Consider the following 21,889-nt stretch of genomic DNA (forward strand, 5'->3'; position numbering starts at 1 on the left):
GCATGAACCAGAACTTTCCTCCGAACCAGCCATACCCGCCGCAGCAGGGCTACCCGCAGGGTCCGCCGCCCGGGTACGCCCCGCCGCAGCAGCAGGGATATCAGCAGGGCCCGCCGCCGCAGGGCTACGGGCAGCAGCCCGGGTACGGACAAGCTCCTGGCAACTACCAGCCGGCTCAGCAGAACGCGCCGCACGTCGCGCCGCAGGGATCGCCGTACCCGGTGCTCGTCTCGACCATGAACGACCTGCCCGGATACACCGCGGACAAGGTGTTCGGCGAGGTCTTCGGGCTGACCGTGCGCAGTCGCGACTTCGGGTCGAACTTCGCCGCCGGCTTCCGGTCGCTCGGTGGTGGCGAGGTGCCGGAGTACACCCAGATGCTGGCCGAGTCGCGGCATGTCGCGGTGATGCGGATGTGCCAGATGGCGCAGCAGATGGGCGCCAACGCGATCCTCGCGATGCGGTTCGACTGCAACGAGATCGCGAACACGATGAGCGAGGTCGCCGCCTACGGTACGGCGGTCATCGTGCGGCAGGACGAGCCGCCGCGCCCGCAGGACGCCACACCCGATGAGGATGATGCGAGTGACAGCTGACCTGTCTTTCGGACCCGGCTTCCGCTGGGGGGTCTCGACATCGGCGTACCAGATCGAGGGAGCCGTGGCCGAGGGCGGCCGCGGCCCCTCCACCTGGGACACCTTCTGCGCGGAGCCGGGCCGGATCCTGAACGGCGACACCGGCGCGGTCGCTTGCGACCACTACCACCGGTACGCCGAGGACGTCGCGCTGATGCGGGAGCTCGGGGTGGACACCTATCGGTTCTCGTTTTCCTGGTCGCGGATCCAGCCGTCGGGGACCGGGCCGGCCGTGGCCAGCGGGATGGACTTCTACGACCGGCTGATCGACACACTCCTGGGGGCGGGGATCCAGCCGGCGCCGACGCTCTTCCACTGGGACACGCCGCAGCCGCTCGAGGATGCGGGTGGGTGGCTGTCCCGCGACATCTGTGATCGCTTCGCGGAATACGCGTTGCTGCTGGCCGAGCGGTTCGCGGACCGGGTGCCGATGTGGATCACCATCAACGAGCCGATGGTGCTCACGTTGATGGGCTACTCCCTCGGTGCGCACGCGCCCGGGAAGCAACTGCTCTTCGACGCACTCCCGGTCGCGCATCACCAGTTGCTCGCGCATGGTCGCGCCGTACAGGCATTGCGGGCGGGCGGCGCGTCGTACATCGGGATCGCCAGCAACCACGCTCCGACCTGGCCGGCCAGCGAAAGTGTCGAGGACAAGGAGGCGGCCGGTCTCTACGACAATCTGATCAACTGGCTGTTCGCCGATCCTGTGCTGCTCGGTGCCTATCCGGCGGGGTTCGAGGCGGCGATGCCGGGGCCGGTTGCGGAGGATCTGGCCGTGATCTCGACGCCGTTGGACTGGTTCGGGATCAATCACTATTCGCCGGTGTCTGTTGGCGCCGCGACGGGGCAGGCTGATACGGCGGCGACCGATGGGATCCTGCTGCCGCCCGGGTTGCCGTTCGAGCCGCGGCAGCTGACTGGGTACCCGACCACGGACTTCGGGTGGCCGGTGGTTCCGGCGGCGTTCGGCGAGATCCTGCGGACCTTCAAGGACCGGTACGGCGATCGGCTGCCGCCCCTCTACATCACCGAGAACGGGTGCGCGATCAACGACGAACCGGTCGACGGGGTGGTGAGCGATCAGCGGCGGATCGACTACCTCGACGGGTATCTGAGGGCGTTGAAGGAGGCGATCGACGACGGGATCGACGTCCGCGGGTACTTCCAATGGTCGTTGCTGGACAACTTCGAGTGGGCTGCCGGGTACTCGCAGCGGTTCGGGTTGGTGCACGTCGACTTCGAGACGCTGGAGCGGACGCCCAAGGCGTCGTACCACTGGTTCCGTGACGTGATCGGCCGCGGATGATTCCCGAGCCCGGGGTCGTGCCCGCCGCGCTGGCGGAGCCGACCGTGCGGGTCCGGGCCGGGTGGACGTCGGCCGTCGTACTGGCGAACGTGGGAGTGTTCGCCGCGTGGCTCGGGCCGATCCAGGTGCTGCTGGCGCAGCAGTCCGAGGCGGTTGCTCCGGGCAACAAGGAGTTCGTGTTCGGGTTGGTGACCGGCGTCGGGGCCGCGGTGTCGGTGGTCGCCAATCCGGCGTTCGGGGCGATCTCCGACCGGACGATGTCGCGGCATGGGCGGCGAGTGCCGTGGGTGCTGGCCGGGGCTGTCGGTGGGGCTGCCGGGTTGCTGATCTTGGCGGACTCGCGGGCTGTTGGATTGATGCTGCTCGGGTGGTGCCTGGTGCAGCTGTTCGGGAATGCGTTGCTTGCGGCAATCACTGCGACCGTTCCGGATCGGGTCCCGGTCGCGCAGCGTGGGGTTGTTGGTGGGTGGGTCGCGATCTCACAGGTGCTCGGGGCGCTGGTCGGTACTGCGCTGGCGGCTGCGTTCGGTGGGTTCGCGCTGGGGTATGTGGCTTGTGCCGTCTTTCTGTTTCTGTCGGTTGTGCCTTATCTGTTGCGCAGTGGTGATGTGCGGTTGCTGCAGCGTTCGCCGCTGGTGGTGGGGGCGTTCCTGCGGGGGTTCTGGATCAGCCCTCGTCGGTATCCGGACTTCGGGTGGGCGTGGTTGACGCGGTTCCTGTTCAACGTCGGGAACGCGCTGGGCACGTTGTATCTCTTCTACTACCTGCAGGACGAGGTGGGGATCTCGGACGCGGACACCGGCGTACTGATCCTGACCGCGATCTACAGCGTCTGCGTCCTCACGACGGCGATCAGCTTCGGACGCTGGTCCGACCGGACCGCCCGCCGCAAGATCTTCGTGACGTGGTCCGGTGTGGTGATGGCGGTGGCGGGCGTCATCCTCGCCGTTTGGCCGACCTGGCCCGGCGCGATCCTCGGTGCTGTGGTCCTGGGTGCCGGCTTCGGCGTCTACCTCTCGGTCGACTTCGCGCTGCTCACCGAAGTACTCCCCAACGCCCGCGACCGCGCCAAGGACCTAGGCGTCATCAACATCGCCAACTCCCTCCCTCAGGTCCTCGCCCCCGCCATCGCCGCCCCCATCGTCAAACACCTGGGCGGTTACCCGGTGCTCTACCTCCTGGCCTCCTTCGTCACCGTCCTGGCCGGCGTACTGGTCACCAAGGTGAAGTCCGTCAGCTGACCGCTGGCGGGTTGTTTCGCGGATGGCGCCCATCAACCGCCAGCGGTGACAAAAGCCGCCATCCACCCTCAACTGCTGAGGGCTTGGGTGAGCGGTACGGCGGCGGGGGAGTTGGCGGTCACCTGGATGTGCTGCAGGTCGAGCCAGTGGGCCAGGAGGCGGACCTCGTCTGCCAGGGCCTCGGTGAAGTCTGGGGCGTTGGGTTCGGGGGTGAGGGTGGGGACCACGAGGGTGGAGGTGGGGCGGTCGGATTTCAGGTCTACTCGGGCCACCAGGCGGTCGCCCAGGAGGAAGGGGAGGACGTAGTAGCCGTGGGTGCGTTGGGAGGCGGGGGTGTAGATGCTGATGCGGTAGAAGAAGTCGAACAGGTGGTGGGTGCGGTCGCGGTTCCAGATCAGGGGGTCGAAGGGTGAGAGGAGGGCGCGGGCGTCGACGGGACGGTCGGTGGACTCGTGCCAGCGGTAGCTCTGTTGGGTGATTCCTTCGACCTGGACGGGGATCAGTTCGCCGGAGTCGACGAGATCGCCGATGACTTCGCGAGCGGTTGCTGTGGGCAACGGGTAGTGGCCGGTACCGGCGCCGCAGAGGTCGCGGGTGGTGGCGATACCTAGGCCGCGGGCGGCGACCCGGACCAGTTCCCGGCGGGCGTCGGCGGGGTCCAGCGCAGGGCTGGCGAGGACGTCGGCGGGCAGGACGCGTTCGGTCAGGTCGTAGAGGCGCTCGAAGTTCCGCCGTCCGGCGATCGCCACGCGGCCGGTGCAGAACAGGTACTCGATGGCGATCTTCGCGTCCTGCCAGTTCCACATCCGGCCGGTGCTCGGATCGGGGTCCGGCTCGGACCGCTTCCGGCGTACGCCGTCCGGGCTCGCCTCGCCGGCGGAGATCGGGCCTTGGTCGGTCACCCGTGCGAGTACTTCGTCGACGAACCCGGGTCGATCGGCGGTCAACCGCTGCATCCCGACGACCACGGACCACGGCGCGGTCACGTCCGGGTCGAGCTTGGCGTCCCAGACCTGCCGCTCCGCCGCCCGCATCCGGTACTTCAGCAACGGATAGTCGCTCAACGGGAGTAGCGCCGCCTTGTGTCCCCAGAAGTACTCGAACAGCTCCCGCGGCTCACCCCAGCTCATCCGATCGAGCGTCGTACGTGCGTAGTCCCCGGCGCGTGCGAACACCGGCAGATAGTGCGACCGGCACAACACATTCACCGAGTCGACCTGCAGCACCCCGGCCAGCCCAACAGCCTTCCGCACCTGTCGTACGTCGCCCCGCCCAGCAGACCGCCGCCCCGCAAACCCCTGCGCCCCCAACGCAATCCGCCGCGCAGCATCAACCCCCACCGCATCCCCAACAACCCGCCGACCCATACCCCGAACCTATCCGGCGGCGTGCAGATGGACAGGAGGTACCGGGCGGTTGGTAGTGCACCTGAGCGGTGCCTGCGACGTGTGTACGGCGTCTCGCAGGTGCACTACCTGTCCATCCGCACATTCCCCGTCTGTCGCCTACTCGCGGGATCTTCCTCCCATCGTGAAGTAGGTGGTGCTGAGGGTGTGGAAGACGGCTTTGCGCGACCAGGTGTGGTCGGGATTCAGACGGATGACGCCGTACGACGCCATGTCCAGGTCTTGGCGCGGTTCCGGGTGGTGCGGAAAGTTGTAACCGGCGAACGTGAACCAGAACGCCGTGTCGACGCCCTCCTCTTCGAAGACCGTGACGAGTTCGCGGAAGTACGTCGACTGCTCGTCCTCGTCGCGGATTTAGTCGCCATCGAGGCGCCACGGCGTCTGCCGGGTGCACCCACCGGCCAACTGGGCGCCGGTGTCGTAGTTGATCCCCTTACCGCGCATTCGCCTGCTCCATCGCTCGTTGCCGACGGCTCCGGTACCACAGCGCCAAGCCGACCAGGACCGCCAGGGCCGCGACATGCAGCACCGGCGACAGGTTCGCCATCAGGTCGACCGGCAGCGAGTAGATGAGCACCAGCCGGACGATCGCGTCGGCCAGCAGCACACCGCCGAACACCGCGGTGAGCTTCATGGAGTGCCCGCGGAACGCCGGCTCGGTCCGCCACCGCTCGTCCCACTGCGCCAGCACTTCCGGCTTGCCGGTGTTGAACTTCCGCCCCAGCGTGTAGACCAACGGCTTGCCGAGCAGGCACGAACCGACCAGGAGCAGACCGGCCGCGCCGGACAGGACCGACTCCTTCGCCAGCAGGATCCGCGGATCCCCGGTCAGCAGCGACACGATCACCAGCACCGCGAACGTGCCACCCACCAGGGCCGCGAGCCCGTCGAGCCGTCGCCGTACGACGGCCACGAAGCCGACGCGGATCACAGCCGCCACTCCACCGGCCACCAAGGCCGGGAGTACGTCGTACCCCAGCGCGCGGGCGCCGTAGAAGACCGCGGCCGGCAGGCCGAGGTCCCACAGCAACCCGATCAGGACTGCCTTCTTCTGCATCGTCATCTCCATCCCGAGTAAGATACTGTCAGTAGCTTAAACGAACAGAAATGAGCGGGAACGTGCCGAATGTCATGGGATACTCTGGGTATCTCTCAGGGGAGGTTGGGTGACAAGCGCAAGGCCGACCCGCCGCCGGGGCGCGGCGCTGGACGAGGCGATCCTGCAGGCGACGATCGAGGAGTTGCACGCGGTCGGGTTCCGCAGCCTGACCATGGATGCCGTCGCCGCCCGCGCTGGGACCGCGAAGAACGTCATCTACCGGCGCTGGCCGAGCCGTGGGGCGCTCTGCGTCGCCGCCTATCTGCGGATGTTGCCGACCGACCCCGAGGATGCGCCGGACACCGGCTCGGTCCGCTCGGACGCGTTGGCCCTCCTCCAGCGGGCCAACGACCGGATGTCAACGCCGGTGGGGCAGATCCTGCGGGAGTTGGTCGCGGGCATCCAGGGCGAGCCCGAGCGGATACGCGACCTCCGCGAGCAGGCTTCGCGCGCGGGTGTTGCCGTCTGGCTGAAGGTCCTGGCCCGGGCGGTGAGCCGCGACGAGGTCGACCCCTCCGCGCTCACCCCCCGAGTCGCCACGGTCGCGGTCGACCTGCTGCGGAACGAGTACTCGTTGAACGGCGCGACGTCCGTGCCGAACGCGGTCCTGGTCGAGATCGTCGACCAGGTGTACCTGCCGCTCCTGCGCTCGCACGGCTGACTAGGCCGGCACGGGCTCGGCGGCGTACCGGATGTTGAGGCGCTGGTAGGCGGTGCTGAGGAAGGCCAGCAGTACGACGATCAGCATCAGCAGGCTCGCGACCACGAAGGCCAAGGCCATGCCGCGGGCCTGACCGTCGCCCAGCAGCCAGCCGAAGGTGGACCGGCCCGGCGCCGACTCCATGTAGGGGATCAGCAGGAACTGCGCGGCCGGGCCGATGATGAAGGCGGCGATCGGGGTGGACGCGGTCTCGATGCTCTGCGCGACGCCGAACACCCGGCCCTGCTGCTGGAACGGGACCAGCCGCTGGAGGATCGTCTGCTCGGCCGCTTCGGCGATCGGGACCACCAGCATGAACCCGAACATCCCCAGGACCAGCAGCGACTGCCACTCGCGGACCGCCGTACCCATGCCGATGATCGCGATGGCGACGTTCGCCACCAGCAGGATTCGCAGCGGCTGACGGCCCAGGCCGAAGCGGGCGACCAGCGCGCCGCCGGCGATGAAGCCGATGCTGGTGATGCCGAGTATGACGCCCCAGGACTCCACCGAGAACAGGTTCAGGCCGTACGGGTCCATCAGCGCCATGAACACGCCCATGACGAGGTTGTTGAAGCTGCTGAACAGCACCAGCGGGAGCAGGCCGGGTACGCCGCGCAGCGTCTGCCAGGTGGCGCGGAGATCGAAGCGCGCCTGGTGGTGCCCCTCGGGCCGCGGCTCGTCGATGTGGATCGAGACCAGCAGGTCGACCAGGACGACGGCGGTGAAGACGACGGCGATGGCGACCGTTCCGCCCATGCCGAGCAGGCCGACGGAGAGTCCGCTGAGAATGCTGGTCAGCAGGTGGGCCACGCCGTTGACCGTCCCGACCAGGCCGTTCGCCTTGTCCCGGCGGTCCGCGGGAACCAGGAGTGTCACGGTCGTCGAAAGGGCGATGCTGCGGAGTTGGCCGGCGATACTGCCGACGAGGATCAGTCCGGTGAACGCCCAGAACCACGGTCCGTGCCAGTTGCTGGTCCGCTCGCCGGCGACGACGTACACCACGCCGGCTGCCGCGAACGCGACTCCGGTGATAGCACTCGACAGCGCCATCGCCGTCTTCTTGCGGTGGGTGTCGACGACTGCGCCGAAGATCGTGCCGGAGATGGCGCCGATCAGCATGGACACGCCGGACACGATGGACGCGGCCAGCACGGACTTGGTCTCCAGGTAGACCCAGAACGCCAGCGCGAACGACAGGAAGGTGGTCGTCACGTTCGCCACCAGCGTGTTCGCCAGCAGCCGCCGGAATGTCCTGGACTTCGCCGCAGTCCCTGTCGCGCTCATCGGATCGCCCTTCGCCTCGGTGAGTTCGTGTTCTCACCTGTACGTCGAAGTCCCCGACGAGAAATTGACACGCCTCGATCAACAAACCATGACCGACCGCAACACCTCGAAGTCCTCGACCGCGAGCGGGACCAGCCCCCGGCGAAGCTGGTAGCCCCAGTTGGGCTGCCGGGTGAGCGTCAACTCACCGGTGACATCGGCGAGGGCGGTACGCTCGACCACCTCGAAGTCGACCGCCTGCCGCCACGGCCGAACGACACCGTGAGCACCCATCGACATCGGCTCGGCCTGGTAGGGCTCGGAGTCGGCGACGATGCCGAGGGCGGTGAAGGCCCGGAGCGGCCGCTTCTCGCCGTACCGCTCGGTCGGCGAGTAGATGACGAAGCCGTCTCCGGGCCGCAGCCGGTTCAGGTTGTACCGCTTGCCGTGGTTGAGCTGGATGAAGCCGTGGTCGGTGGCGCGGCGGGTGTGCTCGGCGGAGACGACGCCCAGCCAGGCGTGGTCGGGGGTCACGGTGATCATGTCCTCCACCGTGCTACTGAATAGCTGACACGTCTTGTCGTATTTTGCGGGAGCGGAGCTTTGCCAGCAGGGGCCAGCCGAGGAGGGTGAGGATGACGGCGTAGATGACGTAGGAGACCGGGCCGCCGATCAGGCCGGAGGGGTCGCCGTTGGAGAGTTGGAGGGACATCCGGGCCTGGCGTTCGGCGATCGGGCCGAGGATGACGCCGATGATCAGCGGCAGGACCGGGAGGCCGAAGCGGCGCATGGTGAAGCCGAGCAGGCCCAGCAACAGCAGGAGCAGCAGGTCGAGCGGTTGCGCGTTCACGGCGTACGCACCCATCGAGGCGAAGAAGATGATCCCGGCGTACAGGTAGGGCCGCGGGATCTGCAGGAGTTTCGCCCAGGCCGGCGCCAGCGGGAGGTTGAGCAGGAGCAGCATCAGGTTGCCGATGAACAGGCTCGCGATCAACGCCCACACCAGCGATGACTCCCGCTGGAACAGCAACGGACCGGGCTGGATCCCGTACGACGTGAACGCCGCCAGCATCACCGCGGCCGTCGCGTTGGTCGGGAGCCCAAGAGCCAGCATCGGGACGAGCGTCCCTGCGGCAGATGCATTGTTGGCAGCCTCGGGTCCCGCCACGCCCTCGATCGCACCGTGCCCGAACTCCTCCGGGTGCTTGGACAACTTCTTCTCCGTCGCGTACGACAGGAACGTCGGGATCTCCGCCCCACCGGCCGGCAACGCACCGATCGGGAACCCGTACGCCGTGCCGCGCAGCCAAGGTTTCCACGAACGACGCCAGTCCGATCGACCCATCCACGGCCGTCCGACCGGAATCACCGTGCCCGGGTTCCGGCGCAGGTGAGCGGCCACCCAGAGCGCCTCGCCGACCGCGAAGATGCCGACGGCAACGACAACGACATCGATGCCGTCGGCAAGCTGCGGCAGGCCGAAGGTCAGCCGCTCCTGCCCGGTCACCTTGTCGATGCCGACCAGCCCGATCACCAGGCCGAGCAGCAACGCGGCGATCCCGCGGATCCGGGACGCGCCGAGCACCACGGTGGCACCGGCGAACGCGAGCAGCATGATCGCCAGATAGTCCGGAGCCCCGAGGCTGATCGCGAACTTGACCACCTGCGGTGCGACCAGGACCAGCAGCGCCGTACCGATCGTCCCGGCCACGAACGACCCGATCGCCGCGGTCGCGAGCGCCTGGGCCGCGCGTCCGGCCCGGGCCATCTTGTTGCCTTCGATCGCCGTCACCACCGAGGACGACTCGCCGGGGGTGTTCAGCAGGATGCTCGTGGTCGAACCGCCGTACATGCCGCCGTAGAAGATGCCGGCGAACATGATGAACGCCTGGACCGGCTCGAGGCCGTAGGTGATCGGCAGCAGCAGTGCGACCGTCATTGCCGGACCGATGCCGGGCAGTACGCCGACAGCGGTGCCGACCGTCACTCCCAGCAGCGCGAGCAGCAGGTTCATCGGCGTCAGCACATCGCCGAACCCGGTCAGCAGATTGTTCAGGTTGTCCATCACAGGATCCCTTGCAGTACGCCGGCCGGCAGGTTCACACCGAGGCCGATCGCGAACGCGTAGAACGTTGCCAGCGACAAACCCCCGGCGATGACCAGGTTGCGGAGGTGGTGCCGGCTGCCCAGCGCGAACGCCGAACCCCAGAACAGCAGCCCGCCACTGATCACCCAGCCCAGCGGCTCGATCAGCACGAGGTTGACCACGAAGGCGCCGACCAGCAGCAGGACCGTCCGCCAGTCGATCGGCGACGTCGGGTCGACGTCCTCGCCCTCCTCGGCCGCACCGGTGCCACCGCGCGCAACGTCGACGGCGTACAGAGCGGCGACCACCAGGAGAAGTACGCCGAGCACGATCGGGACCGGCTTGGGCCCGATCGGGTCGTTGCTGTTGGCAATGTGCCGGAGCCGGGCCGCGTCGATGATCACCAGAACACCGACGACAGCCAGGAACCCACACACGGCGTACTGCGCCCGATCCCGCCGAGTCTCTACAGGAGGCTCGGCGGTGGTCATGCCGCCAGCCCCAGTTTGGTGAGGATGTCCGCGACCGCCTTGTCCTGGTCGGTCAGGAAGGTGGCGAACGCGTCACCGGTGACGAAGGCGTCGGTCCAGCCGCGCTTGGTCAGTTCGGCCTTCCACTCGGGGGAGTCGTGCATCTTGGTCAGCGCGTCGACCCAGACCTGCTTGTCCTCGGCACTGATCTCCGGCGGTGCCACGATCCCACGCCAGTTGGTGAAGACCAGGTCGATGCCGGACGACTTCAGCGTCGGCACGTCCTTCAGCGCCTCGATCGGCTGCTCACTCGTCACCGCGAGGACACGGACCTGGCCGCTCTTCACCTGATCGAGGAACTCGCCGAATCCGCTGGCGCCGAAGGCGATCTTGTTGCCCAGCAGAGCCGGCAGCAGTTCGCCGCCGCCGTCGTACGAGACGAAGTTGACGTCCTTCGGGTCGATCCCGACGGTCTGCGCGAGCTGCATCGGCAGCAGGTGGTCGGGACCACCGGGGGACGAGCCGCCGCCGACCGCGAGACCCTTCGGGTTCGCTTTCCACGCGGTGACCAGGTCCCCGATCGACTTGTACGGCGAGTCCTTCGGTACGACGATCGCGCCGGCCTCCTCGATCAGCTTGGCCAACGGGGTGGTCTGGGTCAGCGTCGCCTTCGACTTCGAGGTGTACGTCGCCCCGACCACGCCGAGGCCCATCTGCATCGCGAGCTTGCCGTTGCCCTTCTCGTTCACGGTCCGCTGCAGGCCGACCGTGCCGCCGGCGCCGGGCAGGTTGAAGACCTGGACGCCGGTGGCGATCTTCGCGTCGTCCATCACCTTCGCCGCCACCCGGGCGGTGGTGTCGTACCCGCCCCCGGCCGTGTTCGGCACCATCAGGCGCAGACCGGTGGCCGGTTTGCCGTTGCCGGCGTCGGCGCTGTCCTCCTTGTCCGCGGTAGCACCGCAGGCGGTCGCGGTGAACAGGGCGAGCATCGCTGCCGCGGTCGGTACCAGTAACCGGGGAGACCTCATCGGCGGAGTCCTTTCACGTCCAAGGGGTTCAGGCGATGATCGTGACCTTCCCCGCGGAGTGCCGTCTGCCTTGTGTCAGCAGCGGAGGTTGAGTTCATTGTGGTCACACGCCGAATCCGGCCGAGAGGTGGCAAAGCCGGCGCTCGAGCGGTGATCATGCGGCATGGCATTGAGACTGGGCAAGCGGCCGACCCTGGCCGGTCAGCTGCTGGTACTGCAGCTGGCGATCGTGGTGGTGGTGCTGGTCGCCGTCGCCGCGGTTTCGCTCGCCCAGTCCGCGGCCACCTTCAACCGGGTCGAGGGACGCAGAGTGACCGCCCTGGCCGAGCAGCTCTCCGGCAACCAGACGCTGCGGTTCGGCATCCGGCACCCGGCGCCGGCCGAGGTCCTGGCACCTCTGCTCCAAACCACGCTGACCCAGTCCGGCGTCACCTCGATCACCATCGCCGACGCGAAGGGCCGTGTCATCGCCGCGACCAACCCGTCCGCGCTCGGCAGCACGCTGACGCTCGGTGATCCCGGCGTCGCGAGAGGCCGCGGCTGGTCCGGCGAACTGGGTGTCGACGACGGGACCGAGCTGGTCTCGCAGGTCCCGGTGCTGAGCCAGGGAACGAACGCGGACAACGAGCCGGACGGGACGCTCGGTGATCAGATCGGCACGGTGATGGTCGGTGAGCGGGCTCCGTCGATCTGGCAGCGGCTCCGTGGCGCATCGTCGTACCTGGCCACCTATCTGGGCATCGCGTGTGTGCTCGGGCTGCTCGGCTCCTGGCTGCTCGCTCGCCGGATCAAGCGGCAGACGCTCGGACTCGAACCGCGGGAGATCGCCGGGCTGGCCGAGCACCGCGAGGCAATGCTCTACGGACTCGCCGAGGGCGTCGTCGCGCTGGATCCGCACCTGCGGGTGACCCTGGTGAACGACGTCGGCCGGCGGCTGCTCGACCTGCCGGACAACGCGGTCGGCAGGAGCCTGCGTGAGCTGGGGATCGAGGGCCGGCTCCGGGAGGTGCTCGCTGGGGAGCACTCCGGTGACGAGGCCCGCGACGCGGTCGTCGTACGACGTGGGCGGGTGCTGGTGATGAACCGGATGAGCGTCACCAAGGACGGGCACTCGCTCGGTTCGGTCACCACGCTGCGCGACCGGACCGAGTTGGCTCAGCTGGAGCGTGAGCTCGGCTCGTTCCGCAGCTCCGCCGAGTTGCTGCGGGCCCAGACCCACGAGTTCGCGAACCAGTTGCACACGATCTCGGGGCTGATCCAGATCGGGGAGTACGACGAGGTCGTCACGTACGTCGGCGCGCTCAACCGTTATCGTGAGTCGCTCGACCTGACCGTGACCCGGCGGGTCCAGGACACCGCGGTCGCCGCCCTGCTGATGGCGAAGTCCTCCGTCGCGGCCGAACGTCGTGTCGAGCTCCGCGTGTCCGAACGCACCACGCTGCTCCGGCTCGACCCGGAACTGTCGGCCGATGTGGCTACCGTGATCGGCAACCTGGTCGACAACGCGATCGACGCCGCCGCCCAGTCGGGTACGCCGCTGTCGCCCGCGTGGGTCGAGGTCGAGCTGCGGCAGGACGCCGCCAGCGTCGAGATCGTGGTTCGCGACTCCGGTCCCGGGGTGGCGCCCGAGCTGGCGCAGGAGGTGTTCGCGCACGGCTTCACCACCAAGGCAGCGGCCGGCGGTGAGCGCGGGATCGGTCTGGCGATGACACGGCTGGTCTGCCGGCGACGTGGTGGCGAGGTCGCGGTCACGAACACCGAGGACGGCGGCGCCGCGTTCATCGCGCGGATGTCCGTCCAGCGCCTGCCCGAAGGAGCCCGATGATCTCCGTCCTGGTCGTCGACGACGACTTCATGGTCGCCCGCATCCACCGCGGCTTCGTGGACCGGGTGTCCGGGTTCGAGGTCGTCGGTACGGCGAACTCCGGGGAGCAGGCGCTGGACGCGATCGGACAACTCCAGCCTGACCTCGTGCTGCTCGACCTCTACCTGCCCGACATCTTCGGCCTCGACCTCATCGCGCGGATGCGAGCCGCGCAGCCGGACTGCGACATTCTGGTCATCACCGCGGCCCGCGAGGCCGACGCCGTCCGAGGTGCGGTGCGTCAAGGAGTGGTCAACTACCTGCTGAAACCCTTCGGTTTCGAGGATCTGCGGTCGCGGCTGGAGGAGTACGCGCGACGGCGGGCGAGTGTGCCCGATCAGGTGACGAGCCAGGCCGACGTCGACCGGGTCCTCGGACCGGTGCGGCCGACGGTCAATCGGTTGCCCAAGGGTCTGAGCCAGGAGACCGCGGCCCTGGTGGCGACGGCCCTCCGCGCCGCCGCGCAGAACCTGTCGGCCGCCGAGTGTGCCGAGAAGGTCGGCATCTCCCGCGTCAGCGCCCGCCGCTATCTCGAGTTCTTCTGCACCCGCGGCCAGGTCGAGGTCGCCCTCCGCTACGGCACGACCGGCCGTCCCGAACGTCGCTACCACTGGCGCAAGTAGGGTGCGGCGTATGCCGTTGTTCTCATTTGAGGGAAAGAGCCCGAGCGTGCATCCGGAGGCGTGGATCGCGCCGACCGCCACCCTGGTGGGCGACGTCGTGGTCGAGGCGGGCGTGTCGATCTGGTACGGCGCGGTGATCCGGGCCGACCTGGGCACGATCACCATCCGGGCCGGGGCGAACATCCAGGACAACACCGTGATCCACTCCGGCAGCAACGGCTGCGAGATCGGGCCGAACGCGACCGTCGGTCATCTGTGTCTGGTGCACGACTGCACGATCGGCGAGCAGGCGCTGGTCGGGAACGGCGCGATCGTGCTCGACGGCGCGGTCGTCGGCGAGCGCACGCTGGTCGCGGCCGGCTCGACCGTGACGCCGGGTGCGGTCATCCCACCGGAATCGGTGGCGCTCGGCAGCCCGGCGAAGAAGATCATCCCGCTGGACGGCACCGCCAAGCTGTTCGTCGACCACAACGCCGCCGTCTACCACAACCTCGCCGAGCGCCACGCCGCCTCGGTCGAGCAGGTCGGCTGACCCCTCGGACGCCGGAAAGCTGACCCCTCGGACGCCGGAAAGGGGATTGAAAGGACCCGGTGCGAGGTTAGGTTGGCAGCAGACCGAGGGAGGGTGCTCATGACCGATATCGCGAACACCGGCGCCGTGGTGATCGACCGCGCGGACGGGCGGGACGACGGCGAGGAGTGGACCGAGAACTACACCGAGTTGCCTGGTGGCGCCGGTGTCTCTCTGATCCTGGAAGCCACCACTCAGGAGGGTGCCGGCCCGCGGCTGCACCTGCATCCGTACGCCGAGACGTTCATCATCCGGCGGGGTACGGCGACCTTCACCGTGGGCGAGGAGCAGATCGTCGGCAAGGCCGGCCAGATCCTCGTCGTACCGGCGAACACGCCGCACAAGTTCCGCACCGGGCCGGGCGGCTACGAGGCCGTTCACATCCACGCCAACCCGACGTTCGAGACCACCTGGCTGGAGTAGTCAGCAGGCGGACCGCATCCGGTCGACGAGCGTCTCCAGCAGCTCGGGGCCGGTGCCGAAGTTGAGGCGGACGAAGCCGGTGGCGCCCGGGTCGTAGTCGCGTCCCGGGCCGAGGGCAACCTTCGCATGGCGGAGGAAGAACTCGCTCGGCTCCTCGTCCAGCCCGAGTGCACGGCAGTCGAGCCAGGCCAGGTACGTCGCCTCTGGCGGGGTCCAGGTCATGCCGTCGGGCAGGTGCTCGCGCAGGTACGCGCGGTTGTCGTCGAGCTGCCGCAGTACGGCGTCGAGCCAGTCGTCGCACTCGGAGAACGCGACCTCGGCGGCAACGACTCCGAGCAGTCCGGCCTGCTCAGCGGTATAGGGCAGGCGATCGACCACGCTCTGCGCGCGGTCGGACGCGGTCACGGCCATCGCCGCCTTCAGCGCTGCCAGGTTGAACGCCTTCGAGGCGGACGTCAGCACGATCCCGTACTCGCGGGCCGCGTCGGACACCTCGAGCCACGGCACATGTGTCGCGCCGGGCAACACCAACGGCGCATGGATTTCATCCGCCAGAACCCAGGCGCCGTACGCCGCGCAGAGCTCTGCGATGGCCGCGAGCTCCTCGTGCGGGACCACCCGGCCGGTCGGATTGTGCGGATTGGCGAGGACCAGTACTTCGAGCCCGTCGGCCAGCGCCTCGCGGAGGTGATCGAGGTCGAACCAGCCGTCCTCTCGCAGTGGGATCAGCACGGTGCGAAGGCCGGTCCGTGGGATCTGGCTGAGGAACGGCGGGTACGCGGCGGTCGCGAAGCCGACCGACCCACCCGGTGCGAGGGCCAGACAGAGCTCGATCAGTCCGGCCATCACATCCGGCACCAGCGTGATCCGGTCCGGATCCACGGTCCATCCGAGCCGGCGGTCGGCGAAGCCGGTGAAGGCCTCCCGCAACGACTTCGGCACCTCGAAGGCGTACCCGAGGTCGCTGCGGTCCACTGCCTCGTGCAGCACCCGCGCGATCGGCTCGGCGAGGTCGAAGTCCATCTCCGCCACCGTCGCCGAGATCACTCCCGGCGCGTGGCCCGACCATTTCTCACTGCGCCGCTGCTGCAACTCCGCCAGCTCGGCAATCTTCAGCATGCCCAGGATGTACCCAATTGGTCAGTTCGGGACGCGGTCGCCGGGTGGGGTGAAGGCGGCCAGGATGGTCGTGGTGATGTAGGCGGCGGCCTTGTCGGGGGTGACACGGCCGGCGTTGATCTCGTCGGCCGCGCCGTGCATCACGTTGTGCATGACGCCGACGAGCCAGGACGTCGGCAGGTCCTTCCGGAAGGCGCCCTGCTTCCGGCCGCGCTCGATCAGCTTCTCGACCCGCGCCATCGGGTCGGCGTGCAGCTCGCGCACCCGGCCCGGCGGGAGTGTGTTCTGTGCAGCGATCAGGAGTGAGCGGTACCGGTCGACCAGGTGCCAGCTGGACTCGATCAACCGGGACAGCGCCTCGCGCGGGTCTCCGCTCAGGTCGACCTGGCCGAGTGCCTCCTCGCCGCCCTCGATCGCGTGCACGAACACCGCGTCGAGCAGCTCGGCTCGGGACGGGAAATGGCCGTAGAGGGTGACCCGCCCGACACCGGCCGCCTTGGCGATCTCACTCGTACTGGCCGCCGGATCGCGGCCCAGACACTCCGTGGCTGCGTCCAGGATCGCCGCGATGTTGCGCTGCGCGTCCGCCCGCTTGCCCGTCGTACCCGCCTGCTTCACCGGCATCGGAACTCCCTTGTCGAACACTGCTGTACGAGTTATGGTACCTGCAATAACTCGAACAGTGGTGTTCGACTTGACTGGTGAGGATGAGAACCATGGAAGAAACCGGAGCGGACCCGCGTCGGTGGCGCATGCTTGGACTGCTCGCCGTCGCGCAGTTCATGCTGATCCTGGATGTGACCGTGGTGGCGATCGCGCTGCCGCACATCGGCACCGACCTCGGTCTGGATCGCAGCACGCTGACCTGGGTGGTCAGCGCCTACACACTGATGTTCGGCGGCCTGATGCTGCTCGGTGGCCGGGCCTCCGATCTGTTCGGATCCCGCGTCGTGGTGCTCACCGGACTGCTGGTGTTCACCGCGGCCTCGCTGACCAGCGGACTGGCCAACAGTGCTGAACTACTGATCGGCGGCCGGATCGCGCAGGGCGTCGGCGCGGCGTTGCTGTCACCGAGTGCGCTGTCCGTGGTGACCAAGACATTCGACGGCGAGGAGCGGAACAGGGCGCTCGGCATCTGGTCCGCGATCGGCGGCGGCGGCGCGGCGATCGGCGTACTGATCGGCGGACTGCTGACCGCCGGACCGGGCTGGCAGTGGGTGTTCTACGTCAACGTCCCGGTCGGTCTGGTCGTGTTCGCGATCCTGCTCCGGATGCTGCCCGCCGACCGGCCGGCCGAGCGTCAGGGGCGGTTGGACCTGCCGGGCGCGATCCTGGTCACGGCCGGAACGGGGACCGCGATCTATGCGCTGATCAACGCCGGCGACCGGGGCTGGTTGTCCGCCGCCACTCTTCTGACCCTGGCCGGTGCCGTCGTTCTGTACGCCGCGTTCGCCTGGCTGCAGCGGGTCGTCCGGTCGCCGCTGATGGACCTGGGGATCCTGACCCGCCGACCGGTTGCCGCCGGCTCCTTCCTGATCCTGGTCGCGACCGCGCTGATGATCTCGATCTTCTTCCTCGGATCGTTCTACCTTCAGCACTACCAGGGGTACGGCGCCCTCCGCACCGGACTGTCGTTCCTCCCGATCGCCGTCGCCACGACCATCGGGGCGCACCTGTCCGGACAGTTGGTCGGCAAGGTGGGTGCTCGTCCGGTCGCGATGATCGGGCTGGCCGTCGCCGCGGTCGGCATCGCTGTCCCCGCGATCTGGGATGGTGCACTCATGGTGGTGATCGGGACGACGATCGGGGGCGCCGGGATCGGGGCCGCGTTCGTCGCCGCGTCGACCACGACATTCAGCCAGATCGACTACCGGGAGGCTGGGGTCGCGTCCGGGATTCTGAGCACCTTCCATGAGTTCGGGGGTTCGCTCGGGGTTGCGGTGGTGTCCAGCATCGCCGCGGCCAGCCTGGCCGGCACCGTGACGACCGGATTCACCCGTGGTTTCACCTTCGCCGCGATCGTTGCGGCCGTCGCCTCAGTCCTCGCGTTGGCCGTCGTACCGGCCGCCAAGCCTTCAGCAGGAGCAGAAGCCCATGCCGTCCACTGAGATCCGCCGCGCGATCCCCGCGGATGCCGAGACCGTCTTGACCATGCTGCGGGAACTGGCCGGGTGTCAGGACCAGTTGGCGTACGTCACCGTGAGCGCTGAGGACTGGCGCGGCTTCCTCGGTCGCTCAGAGGTGATCGTGCTGATCGCGGAGGTTGATGGGGCGGTGGCCGGCTATGTGTCGTCGCTGCGCCGGCCCTACCTGTGGGTCGGTGGCGACCAGTTGGCGCTCGACGACCTGTACGTCCGCGAACAGTTCCGCGACGCCGGCGTCGGCCGGGCCCTGATGCTCGAGCTGGCCCGGCACGCGCTCCCCGACCGCCTCACGATCGGCTGGGGCCTGCGCCTCGAAAACGAAGCCGGATACCGCTTCTACCAACGCCTCGGCGCCACCCTCAACACCAAAACCACCGCCAGCTGGTCCCCAGACACCTACGAGAAGCTGATCGACGGGACCTGAATCAGCTCCCACTGGCAGGTTATGTCGCCGATAGCGCAATGTAACCCGCCAGCGGGCAACGATCGCGCTACCGGTGCCCTCGGCAACCGACTGGTGTCCACAGGGTCAGGCCAAGGACGTGAGCCCGAACTGGCTTCCGCGCCGTGTACACGACGGCGTCCCCGACCCGCGCGAGCCGCTGACCCAGTGGTCGTTCATGAACTGCCCGGTCCCTCCGCATTGTTGCGCATCAGCGCCACGTCGGCCTCGGTTGGGTGGCGGTGTGCAGATGAACAGGAGGTGTCGGTGGGACAGGTAGTGCAGTTGAGCGTTGGGTGCGTTCTGTGTACGGCGTCTCGCAGGTGCACTACCTGTCGATCCGTACACCGCCGGCCGATCAGCCGCAGTCAGATCTTCGGGCGGGGTGTCGAAAACGGGAGAGGCCGGTCGACGCAGGGGTGAAGGAAGCCCCTCAGTCAGCTGGAAGGAACCTGGACCATGACCACCAACGACGTCACCATCTCGACCTCCACCCGGATCTCGACCCGGGCCTTGCTCACCGGCGGGATTGTCGCCGGCCCGCTGTACGTCGCCGTGTGGCTGGGGCAGGCGTTCACACGGGAGGGGTTCGACATCACGCGGCACCCGGCCAGTCTGCTGGCCAACGGTGGGCCGGGCTGGATCCAGACGCTGAACTTCGTCGTCAGCGGCGTGCTGTCGATCGGCGCCGCCGTTGGACTTCGCCGTACACTCACCGGTCGCGGCAGCACCTGGGGCCCGCGGTTGCTCGTTGCGTACGGCGTGGGGCTGTTGCTGGCCGCGATCTTCAAGGCGGACCCGGCCGCCGGCTTCCCGGTGGGTACGCCGGCCGACTACGCCGAGATCAGCTCGCGCGGCATGGGACATTTCGTTGCTGGGGGCATCGGGTTCTCCGGCTTGATCGCCGCCTGTCTGGTGCTCGCGGTGCATTTCCGCAGCGTCGGACGCCACGCACTCAGCCGCTTCTCCGCCGCCACCGGCATCCTGTTCTTCGGAGCGTTCGCCGGTCTCAGCGCAGGCGCCGGCAGCCGGCCGACGATCATCGCCTTCGACCTTGCAGTCACTCTCGCCTGGATCTGGCTCACCGTGGTCTGCACCGACCAGCGCCGTCACAACCACTGACCACAGCAGCACTCACCCCAGCAGGTTCATGGGGTGAGTGCTGCCAGCAGGTCGCCGCAGAAGGAGCGGATGGCGCGGTTGACGAGTTCTGGCCGCTCCCAGGGCATGAAGTGGCCGGCGCCCTTGACCCAGAACGGACCGACTGCTTCGGGGAAGGCGAGCGCGCACCGTTCCTCGATGTGGTTGCGCATGGTTGCCTGGTCGGTGCCGATCAGCAGCAGGGCGCGGTGCCGGACCGGCCGGTCGATCATTTCCGGGGCCGACAGCGGCCGAGTGCCCATGGCGACCTCGTAGTCGGCGAAGGACGCCCGCAGCCGGGCCGCATCGCCGTACGGCTCGGTCAGGAAGGCCAGGTCGTCCTCGTCGAAGGCGTCGGGCGGGCACCACAGGCGGTGCCCATAGAACTCACCGATGTAGCGCCGACGCTGCTCGGGCGTAGCCAGCTCGGCGACCAAGGCGTCGGCCTCGTGGCCCTGGCGGCGCTGGTAGTCGTAGACGGCGGGCTTGGGGTCGATCGGCGGGAGACCCGCCGCCGTGAACCCCTCACCGAGGTCGGGCATGGAGTCGTCCAGGATCACCAGGCGGTCCACCCGGTCCGGGTGGCGGGTGGCCAGGTCGATCGCGATCATCGCACCCAGATCGTGCCCGGCGACGACGGCGCGGTCCCAGCCGAGCCGGTCGAACAGGCCGGTCAGGTCGGTGTTGAACGCGTTGAAGTCGTAGAAGTCGTCCGGCGCGAAGTCGGAGTCGCCGTACCCGCGCAGATCCGGCGCGACCACATCGAACCCCGCCTCGGCCAGCGGACCGAGGTTGTGCGACCAGATGCGGCTCGTGCATGGGAACCCGTGGATGAGCAGCAGCGGCACACCCCCGTCTCCACGCCGCCGCACCGCCAGGTGATGCCCCTGACCAACCTCGATCCGCACCGGCGGAACAACTTCAGCAGGAAGAACCATCCACCTGGTTTACACGATCAGCCCAACCGCCGTCGCCGGATTAACGGAGCTTGACAGTGACCAGGGTGGTTTCGATGTCGCTGTCATTGAGGTTGCCGTGGGCATCGAAAGCTTCGGCACCGTCGGTCATGCCGAAGTCGTTGTCGTTGATGACTACGAGCGTGTCGTGCGGCAGGAGCGCGACGCCCTCGATCTTCTTCGGGGCACCGGCGACGGTGTTCAGGTCGAGGAAGAGCTGCTTCGACAGGACAGGTACGCCGGCTGCCGCGGGATCAGCGAGGGCCTCGTACGACGGCGTGGTGGTCGTCGAGTCCCACGCCGTACCCAGGATGTTGGCGGACGGTCGCAGTACGACGCGCTGCAGTCGAGCCGCGTTGTCGGTGCGTTCCTGGACCAGCAACGTTTCGGGGCCGGCGGCAACCACCGAGGAGATCTTCAGTTGGCTCGTGTCGTCCTCGCCCGGGTCGACGACGCCGACCGGGTCGAAGCGGTAGGCGTACTCCGCGGTGACCTTGCCCCGGTGCGGGGAGAACCGCAGCAACCGCGTGTTCAGGGAAGCCTCGCCGACCTTCTTGCTCGGGTTGAGCAGCGGACTCTGCAGCGCCAGCACCAGATCACCACCCGGCAGTTGAGCCAGCCCTTCGAAGCCGCGGTTGATCTTGCGGGTCAGGAAGATCGACGGCAGCGCCTCGATCACCGGGTAGTCGGCACCGGTCAGGTTCAGGCCCGTCGGCACGTACCGCGCCAGCACCTGGCCGCGGCTCGAGACGTGGACCAGGGACGGGCTGTACTCGTCCACCAGCCAGAACGTGCCGTCGTGCGCGCGGACGATCCCCTCGGTGTCCAGCCCGTTCGGGTTGAAGGACAGTTCGGTGGAGGCGTTGAAGTTGTACGGAAGTTCGTCCCGGCTCGCCTGGTTGGACAGACCGGTCACCGCCTGGCCGTGGCGGGTGGTGATCGGGATCGCCGACAGGACGCGGAGCTTGCGGCCGTCCACCTTCACCTTGACGATCGCCGGGTCGAAGCCGGGGACCGGGAAGGTACGCCGGTTCACGTCGTCGATCTTGATCTGACCGTTCGGACCGCGGTCGGTGACGGTCCAGAACTCGCCGGGACGGTCGGCCGGGTAGATGTCGCTTCCGATGCCGCCGAGGTCGACGCCGCGGTCGTTGGAGACCGTGTGCGGCAGCAGGCCGTTGGAGAACTTCGACAGCGACATGTCGGGGAGCGTCGCCGTACCCGTGACCCTGGGCTCGTGCCCGCGAGTCGCTTGCGCTCCGCTCGCCAGCAGCGCCGCGGTGACCAGCACCGACGTGCCCACCAGAGCCAGTCGGCCGATGACACGAGACATGTACGTGCTCCCCTCCACCAAGACGTCAGCGTGA

At 68.3% G+C, this 21,889-nt stretch carries 22 protein-coding genes; 11 read left to right on the forward strand and 11 right to left on the reverse strand.

Features of this window, described 5'->3' with window-relative positions; genetic code table 11:
* The first annotated feature begins 2 nt into the window (after positions 1-2).
* The 3 genes from AB0I34_RS33090 to AB0I34_RS33100 are packed head-to-tail and all read left to right on the forward strand — an operon-like array spanning position 3 to position 3,185.
* Positions 3-596 (forward strand): YbjQ family protein, encoded by a 594-nt coding sequence (locus AB0I34_RS33090; protein WP_360452718.1) that lies wholly within the window; start codon positions 3-5, stop codon positions 594-596.
* Entirely contained in the window at positions 586-1,944 is a 1,359-nt protein-coding gene (locus AB0I34_RS33095) for a GH1 family beta-glucosidase (protein ID WP_360452720.1), read from the forward strand. The genes AB0I34_RS33090 and AB0I34_RS33095 overlap by 11 nt, the downstream gene beginning before the upstream one ends.
* A complete protein-coding gene (locus tag AB0I34_RS33100) occupies positions 1,941-3,185 on the forward strand; it encodes an MFS transporter (RefSeq protein WP_360452722.1) in 1,245 nt (414 codons plus the stop codon). Before AB0I34_RS33095 ends, AB0I34_RS33100 begins: the two co-directional genes overlap by 4 nt.
* A 68-nt stretch (positions 3,186-3,253) precedes the next feature.
* On the opposite strand, the gene AB0I34_RS33105 is transcribed toward AB0I34_RS33100, so the two are convergent.
* Together AB0I34_RS33105 and AB0I34_RS33110 are read right to left on the reverse strand one after the other, a co-directional pair.
* Complete coding sequence (locus tag AB0I34_RS33105; RefSeq protein ID WP_360452724.1) at positions 3,254-4,438, reverse strand: crosslink repair DNA glycosylase YcaQ family protein; 1,185 nt, start codon at positions 4,436-4,438, stop codon at positions 3,254-3,256.
* A 586-nt stretch (positions 4,439-5,024) separates the two neighbouring features.
* Positions 5,025-5,660 carry a VC0807 family protein gene (locus AB0I34_RS33110; protein ID WP_360452726.1) on the reverse strand — a complete coding sequence of 212 codons (636 nt, stop codon included), beginning with the start codon at positions 5,658-5,660 and terminating at the stop codon, positions 5,025-5,027.
* Positions 5,661-5,757: 97 nt separating this feature from the next.
* Here AB0I34_RS33110 and AB0I34_RS33115 point away from each other — a divergent pair, with 97 nt between their 5' ends.
* Entirely contained in the window at positions 5,758-6,351 is a 594-nt protein-coding gene (locus tag AB0I34_RS33115; RefSeq protein WP_360452728.1) for a TetR/AcrR family transcriptional regulator, read from the forward strand.
* Here the strand turns inward: AB0I34_RS33115 and AB0I34_RS33120 are convergent, their stop codons facing one another.
* The 5 genes from AB0I34_RS33120 to AB0I34_RS33140 form a co-directional block, all read right to left on the reverse strand.
* The gene (locus tag AB0I34_RS33120; RefSeq protein ID WP_360452730.1) at positions 6,352-7,677 is read right to left on the reverse strand and encodes an MFS transporter; all 1,326 of its coding nucleotides are present in this window, start codon (positions 7,675-7,677) and stop codon (positions 6,352-6,354) included. It lies immediately after the preceding gene.
* 78 nt (positions 7,678-7,755) lie between these two features.
* Positions 7,756-8,199 carry an EVE domain-containing protein gene (locus tag AB0I34_RS33125; protein ID WP_360452732.1) on the reverse strand — a complete coding sequence of 148 codons (444 nt, stop codon included), beginning with the start codon at positions 8,197-8,199 and terminating at the stop codon, positions 7,756-7,758.
* A 13-nt stretch (positions 8,200-8,212) separates the two neighbouring features.
* The gene (locus AB0I34_RS33130) at positions 8,213-9,721 is read right to left on the reverse strand and encodes a tripartite tricarboxylate transporter permease (RefSeq protein ID WP_360452734.1); all 1,509 of its coding nucleotides are present in this window, start codon (positions 9,719-9,721) and stop codon (positions 8,213-8,215) included.
* The gene (locus tag AB0I34_RS33135) at positions 9,721-10,233 is read right to left on the reverse strand and encodes a tripartite tricarboxylate transporter TctB family protein (RefSeq protein ID WP_360452736.1); all 513 of its coding nucleotides are present in this window, start codon (positions 10,231-10,233) and stop codon (positions 9,721-9,723) included. Before AB0I34_RS33135 ends, AB0I34_RS33130 begins: the two co-directional genes overlap by 1 nt.
* Positions 10,230-11,240 carry a tripartite tricarboxylate transporter substrate binding protein gene (locus tag AB0I34_RS33140; RefSeq protein WP_360452738.1) on the reverse strand — a complete coding sequence of 337 codons (1,011 nt, stop codon included), beginning with the start codon at positions 11,238-11,240 and terminating at the stop codon, positions 10,230-10,232. The genes AB0I34_RS33135 and AB0I34_RS33140 overlap by 4 nt, the downstream gene beginning before the upstream one ends.
* 163 nt (positions 11,241-11,403) lie before the next feature.
* Between AB0I34_RS33140 and AB0I34_RS33145 the strand changes: the two genes are divergently transcribed.
* From AB0I34_RS33145 to AB0I34_RS33160, 4 genes are all read left to right on the forward strand, one after another.
* Positions 11,404-13,065, forward strand: a complete 1,662-nt coding sequence (locus AB0I34_RS33145) for an ATP-binding protein (protein ID WP_360452740.1) — start codon at positions 11,404-11,406, stop codon at positions 13,063-13,065.
* On the forward strand, positions 13,062-13,727 hold the full coding sequence (locus AB0I34_RS33150) for a response regulator (protein ID WP_360452742.1): 666 nt from the start codon (positions 13,062-13,064) through the stop codon (positions 13,725-13,727). Before AB0I34_RS33145 ends, AB0I34_RS33150 begins: the two co-directional genes overlap by 4 nt.
* Positions 13,728-13,773: 46 nt before the next feature.
* Positions 13,774-14,259: a gamma carbonic anhydrase family protein gene (locus AB0I34_RS33155; protein WP_360452744.1), complete on the forward strand. Its 486-nt coding sequence runs from the start codon at positions 13,774-13,776 to the stop codon at positions 14,257-14,259.
* Positions 14,260-14,358: 99 nt separating this feature from the next.
* A complete protein-coding gene (locus AB0I34_RS33160) occupies positions 14,359-14,721 on the forward strand; it encodes a cupin domain-containing protein (protein ID WP_360452746.1) in 363 nt (120 codons plus the stop codon).
* On the opposite strand, the gene AB0I34_RS33165 is transcribed toward AB0I34_RS33160, so the two are convergent.
* The gene (locus tag AB0I34_RS33165; protein ID WP_360452748.1) at positions 14,722-15,840 is read right to left on the reverse strand and encodes an aminotransferase class I/II-fold pyridoxal phosphate-dependent enzyme; all 1,119 of its coding nucleotides are present in this window, start codon (positions 15,838-15,840) and stop codon (positions 14,722-14,724) included. It lies immediately after the preceding gene.
* 21 nt (positions 15,841-15,861) lie between these two features.
* The gene (locus AB0I34_RS33170) at positions 15,862-16,464 is read right to left on the reverse strand and encodes a TetR/AcrR family transcriptional regulator (protein ID WP_360452750.1); all 603 of its coding nucleotides are present in this window, start codon (positions 16,462-16,464) and stop codon (positions 15,862-15,864) included.
* Between the two features lie 92 nt (positions 16,465-16,556).
* Between AB0I34_RS33170 and AB0I34_RS33175 the strand changes: the two genes are divergently transcribed.
* The 3 genes from AB0I34_RS33175 to AB0I34_RS33185 all read left to right on the forward strand — a co-directional run bounded on the left by AB0I34_RS33175 (position 16,557) and on the right by AB0I34_RS33185 (position 19,548).
* Entirely contained in the window at positions 16,557-17,948 is a 1,392-nt protein-coding gene (locus AB0I34_RS33175; protein ID WP_360452752.1) for an MFS transporter, read from the forward strand.
* Complete coding sequence (locus AB0I34_RS33180; RefSeq protein ID WP_360452754.1) at positions 17,935-18,408, forward strand: GNAT family N-acetyltransferase; 474 nt, start codon at positions 17,935-17,937, stop codon at positions 18,406-18,408. The genes AB0I34_RS33175 and AB0I34_RS33180 overlap by 14 nt, the downstream gene beginning before the upstream one ends.
* 477 nt (positions 18,409-18,885) lie before the next feature.
* On the forward strand, positions 18,886-19,548 hold the full coding sequence (locus tag AB0I34_RS33185) for a DUF998 domain-containing protein (RefSeq protein ID WP_360452756.1): 663 nt from the start codon (positions 18,886-18,888) through the stop codon (positions 19,546-19,548).
* Positions 19,549-19,574: 26 nt separating this feature from the next.
* On the opposite strand, the gene AB0I34_RS33190 is transcribed toward AB0I34_RS33185, so the two are convergent.
* Together AB0I34_RS33190 and AB0I34_RS33195 are read right to left on the reverse strand one after the other, a co-directional pair.
* Positions 19,575-20,504, reverse strand: a complete 930-nt coding sequence (locus AB0I34_RS33190) for an alpha/beta hydrolase (protein WP_360452758.1) — start codon at positions 20,502-20,504, stop codon at positions 19,575-19,577.
* Between the two features lie 40 nt (positions 20,505-20,544).
* Positions 20,545-21,855: an esterase-like activity of phytase family protein gene (locus tag AB0I34_RS33195; RefSeq protein WP_360452760.1), complete on the reverse strand. Its 1,311-nt coding sequence runs from the start codon at positions 21,853-21,855 to the stop codon at positions 20,545-20,547.
* Positions 21,856-21,889 lie beyond the last annotated feature (34 nt).

The sequence above is a fragment of the Kribbella sp. NPDC050281 genome (genome assembly GCF_040655855.1).
Classification (GTDB): Bacteria; Actinomycetota; Actinomycetes; order Propionibacteriales; family Kribbellaceae; genus Kribbella.

Bases quoted from the DNA above. Each gene is read 5' to 3' on its own strand.
- AB0I34_RS33100 (WP_360452722.1), top strand. From the start codon at position 1,941: ATGATTCCCGAGCCCGGGGTCGTGCCCGCCGCGCTGGCGGAGCCGACC.
- AB0I34_RS33180 (WP_360452754.1), top strand. From the start codon at position 17,935: ATGCCGTCCACTGAGATCCGCCGCGCGATCCCCGCGGATGCCGAGACC.
- AB0I34_RS33185 (WP_360452756.1), top strand. From the start codon at position 18,886: ATGACCACCAACGACGTCACCATCTCGACCTCCACCCGGATCTCGACC.
- AB0I34_RS33140 (WP_360452738.1), bottom strand. From the start codon at position 11,240: ATGAGGTCTCCCCGGTTACTGGTACCGACCGCGGCAGCGATGCTCGCC.
- AB0I34_RS33135 (WP_360452736.1), bottom strand. From the start codon at position 10,233: ATGACCACCGCCGAGCCTCCTGTAGAGACTCGGCGGGATCGGGCGCAG.
- AB0I34_RS33195 (WP_360452760.1), bottom strand. From the start codon at position 21,855: ATGTCTCGTGTCATCGGCCGACTGGCTCTGGTGGGCACGTCGGTGCTG.
- AB0I34_RS33175 (WP_360452752.1), top strand. From the start codon at position 16,557: ATGGAAGAAACCGGAGCGGACCCGCGTCGGTGGCGCATGCTTGGACTG.
- AB0I34_RS33090 (WP_360452718.1), top strand. From the start codon at position 3: ATGAACCAGAACTTTCCTCCGAACCAGCCATACCCGCCGCAGCAGGGC.
- AB0I34_RS33125 (WP_360452732.1), bottom strand. From the start codon at position 8,199: ATGATCACCGTGACCCCCGACCACGCCTGGCTGGGCGTCGTCTCCGCC.
- AB0I34_RS33170 (WP_360452750.1), bottom strand. From the start codon at position 16,464: ATGCCGGTGAAGCAGGCGGGTACGACGGGCAAGCGGGCGGACGCGCAG.
- AB0I34_RS33190 (WP_360452758.1), bottom strand. From the start codon at position 20,504: ATGGTTCTTCCTGCTGAAGTTGTTCCGCCGGTGCGGATCGAGGTTGGT.
- AB0I34_RS33120 (WP_360452730.1), bottom strand. From the start codon at position 7,677: ATGAGCGCGACAGGGACTGCGGCGAAGTCCAGGACATTCCGGCGGCTG.
- AB0I34_RS33165 (WP_360452748.1), bottom strand. From the start codon at position 15,840: ATGCTGAAGATTGCCGAGCTGGCGGAGTTGCAGCAGCGGCGCAGTGAG.
- AB0I34_RS33160 (WP_360452746.1), top strand. From the start codon at position 14,359: ATGACCGATATCGCGAACACCGGCGCCGTGGTGATCGACCGCGCGGAC.
- AB0I34_RS33145 (WP_360452740.1), top strand. From the start codon at position 11,404: ATGGCATTGAGACTGGGCAAGCGGCCGACCCTGGCCGGTCAGCTGCTG.
- AB0I34_RS33110 (WP_360452726.1), bottom strand. From the start codon at position 5,660: ATGGAGATGACGATGCAGAAGAAGGCAGTCCTGATCGGGTTGCTGTGG.
- AB0I34_RS33150 (WP_360452742.1), top strand. From the start codon at position 13,062: ATGATCTCCGTCCTGGTCGTCGACGACGACTTCATGGTCGCCCGCATC.
- AB0I34_RS33130 (WP_360452734.1), bottom strand. From the start codon at position 9,721: ATGGACAACCTGAACAATCTGCTGACCGGGTTCGGCGATGTGCTGACG.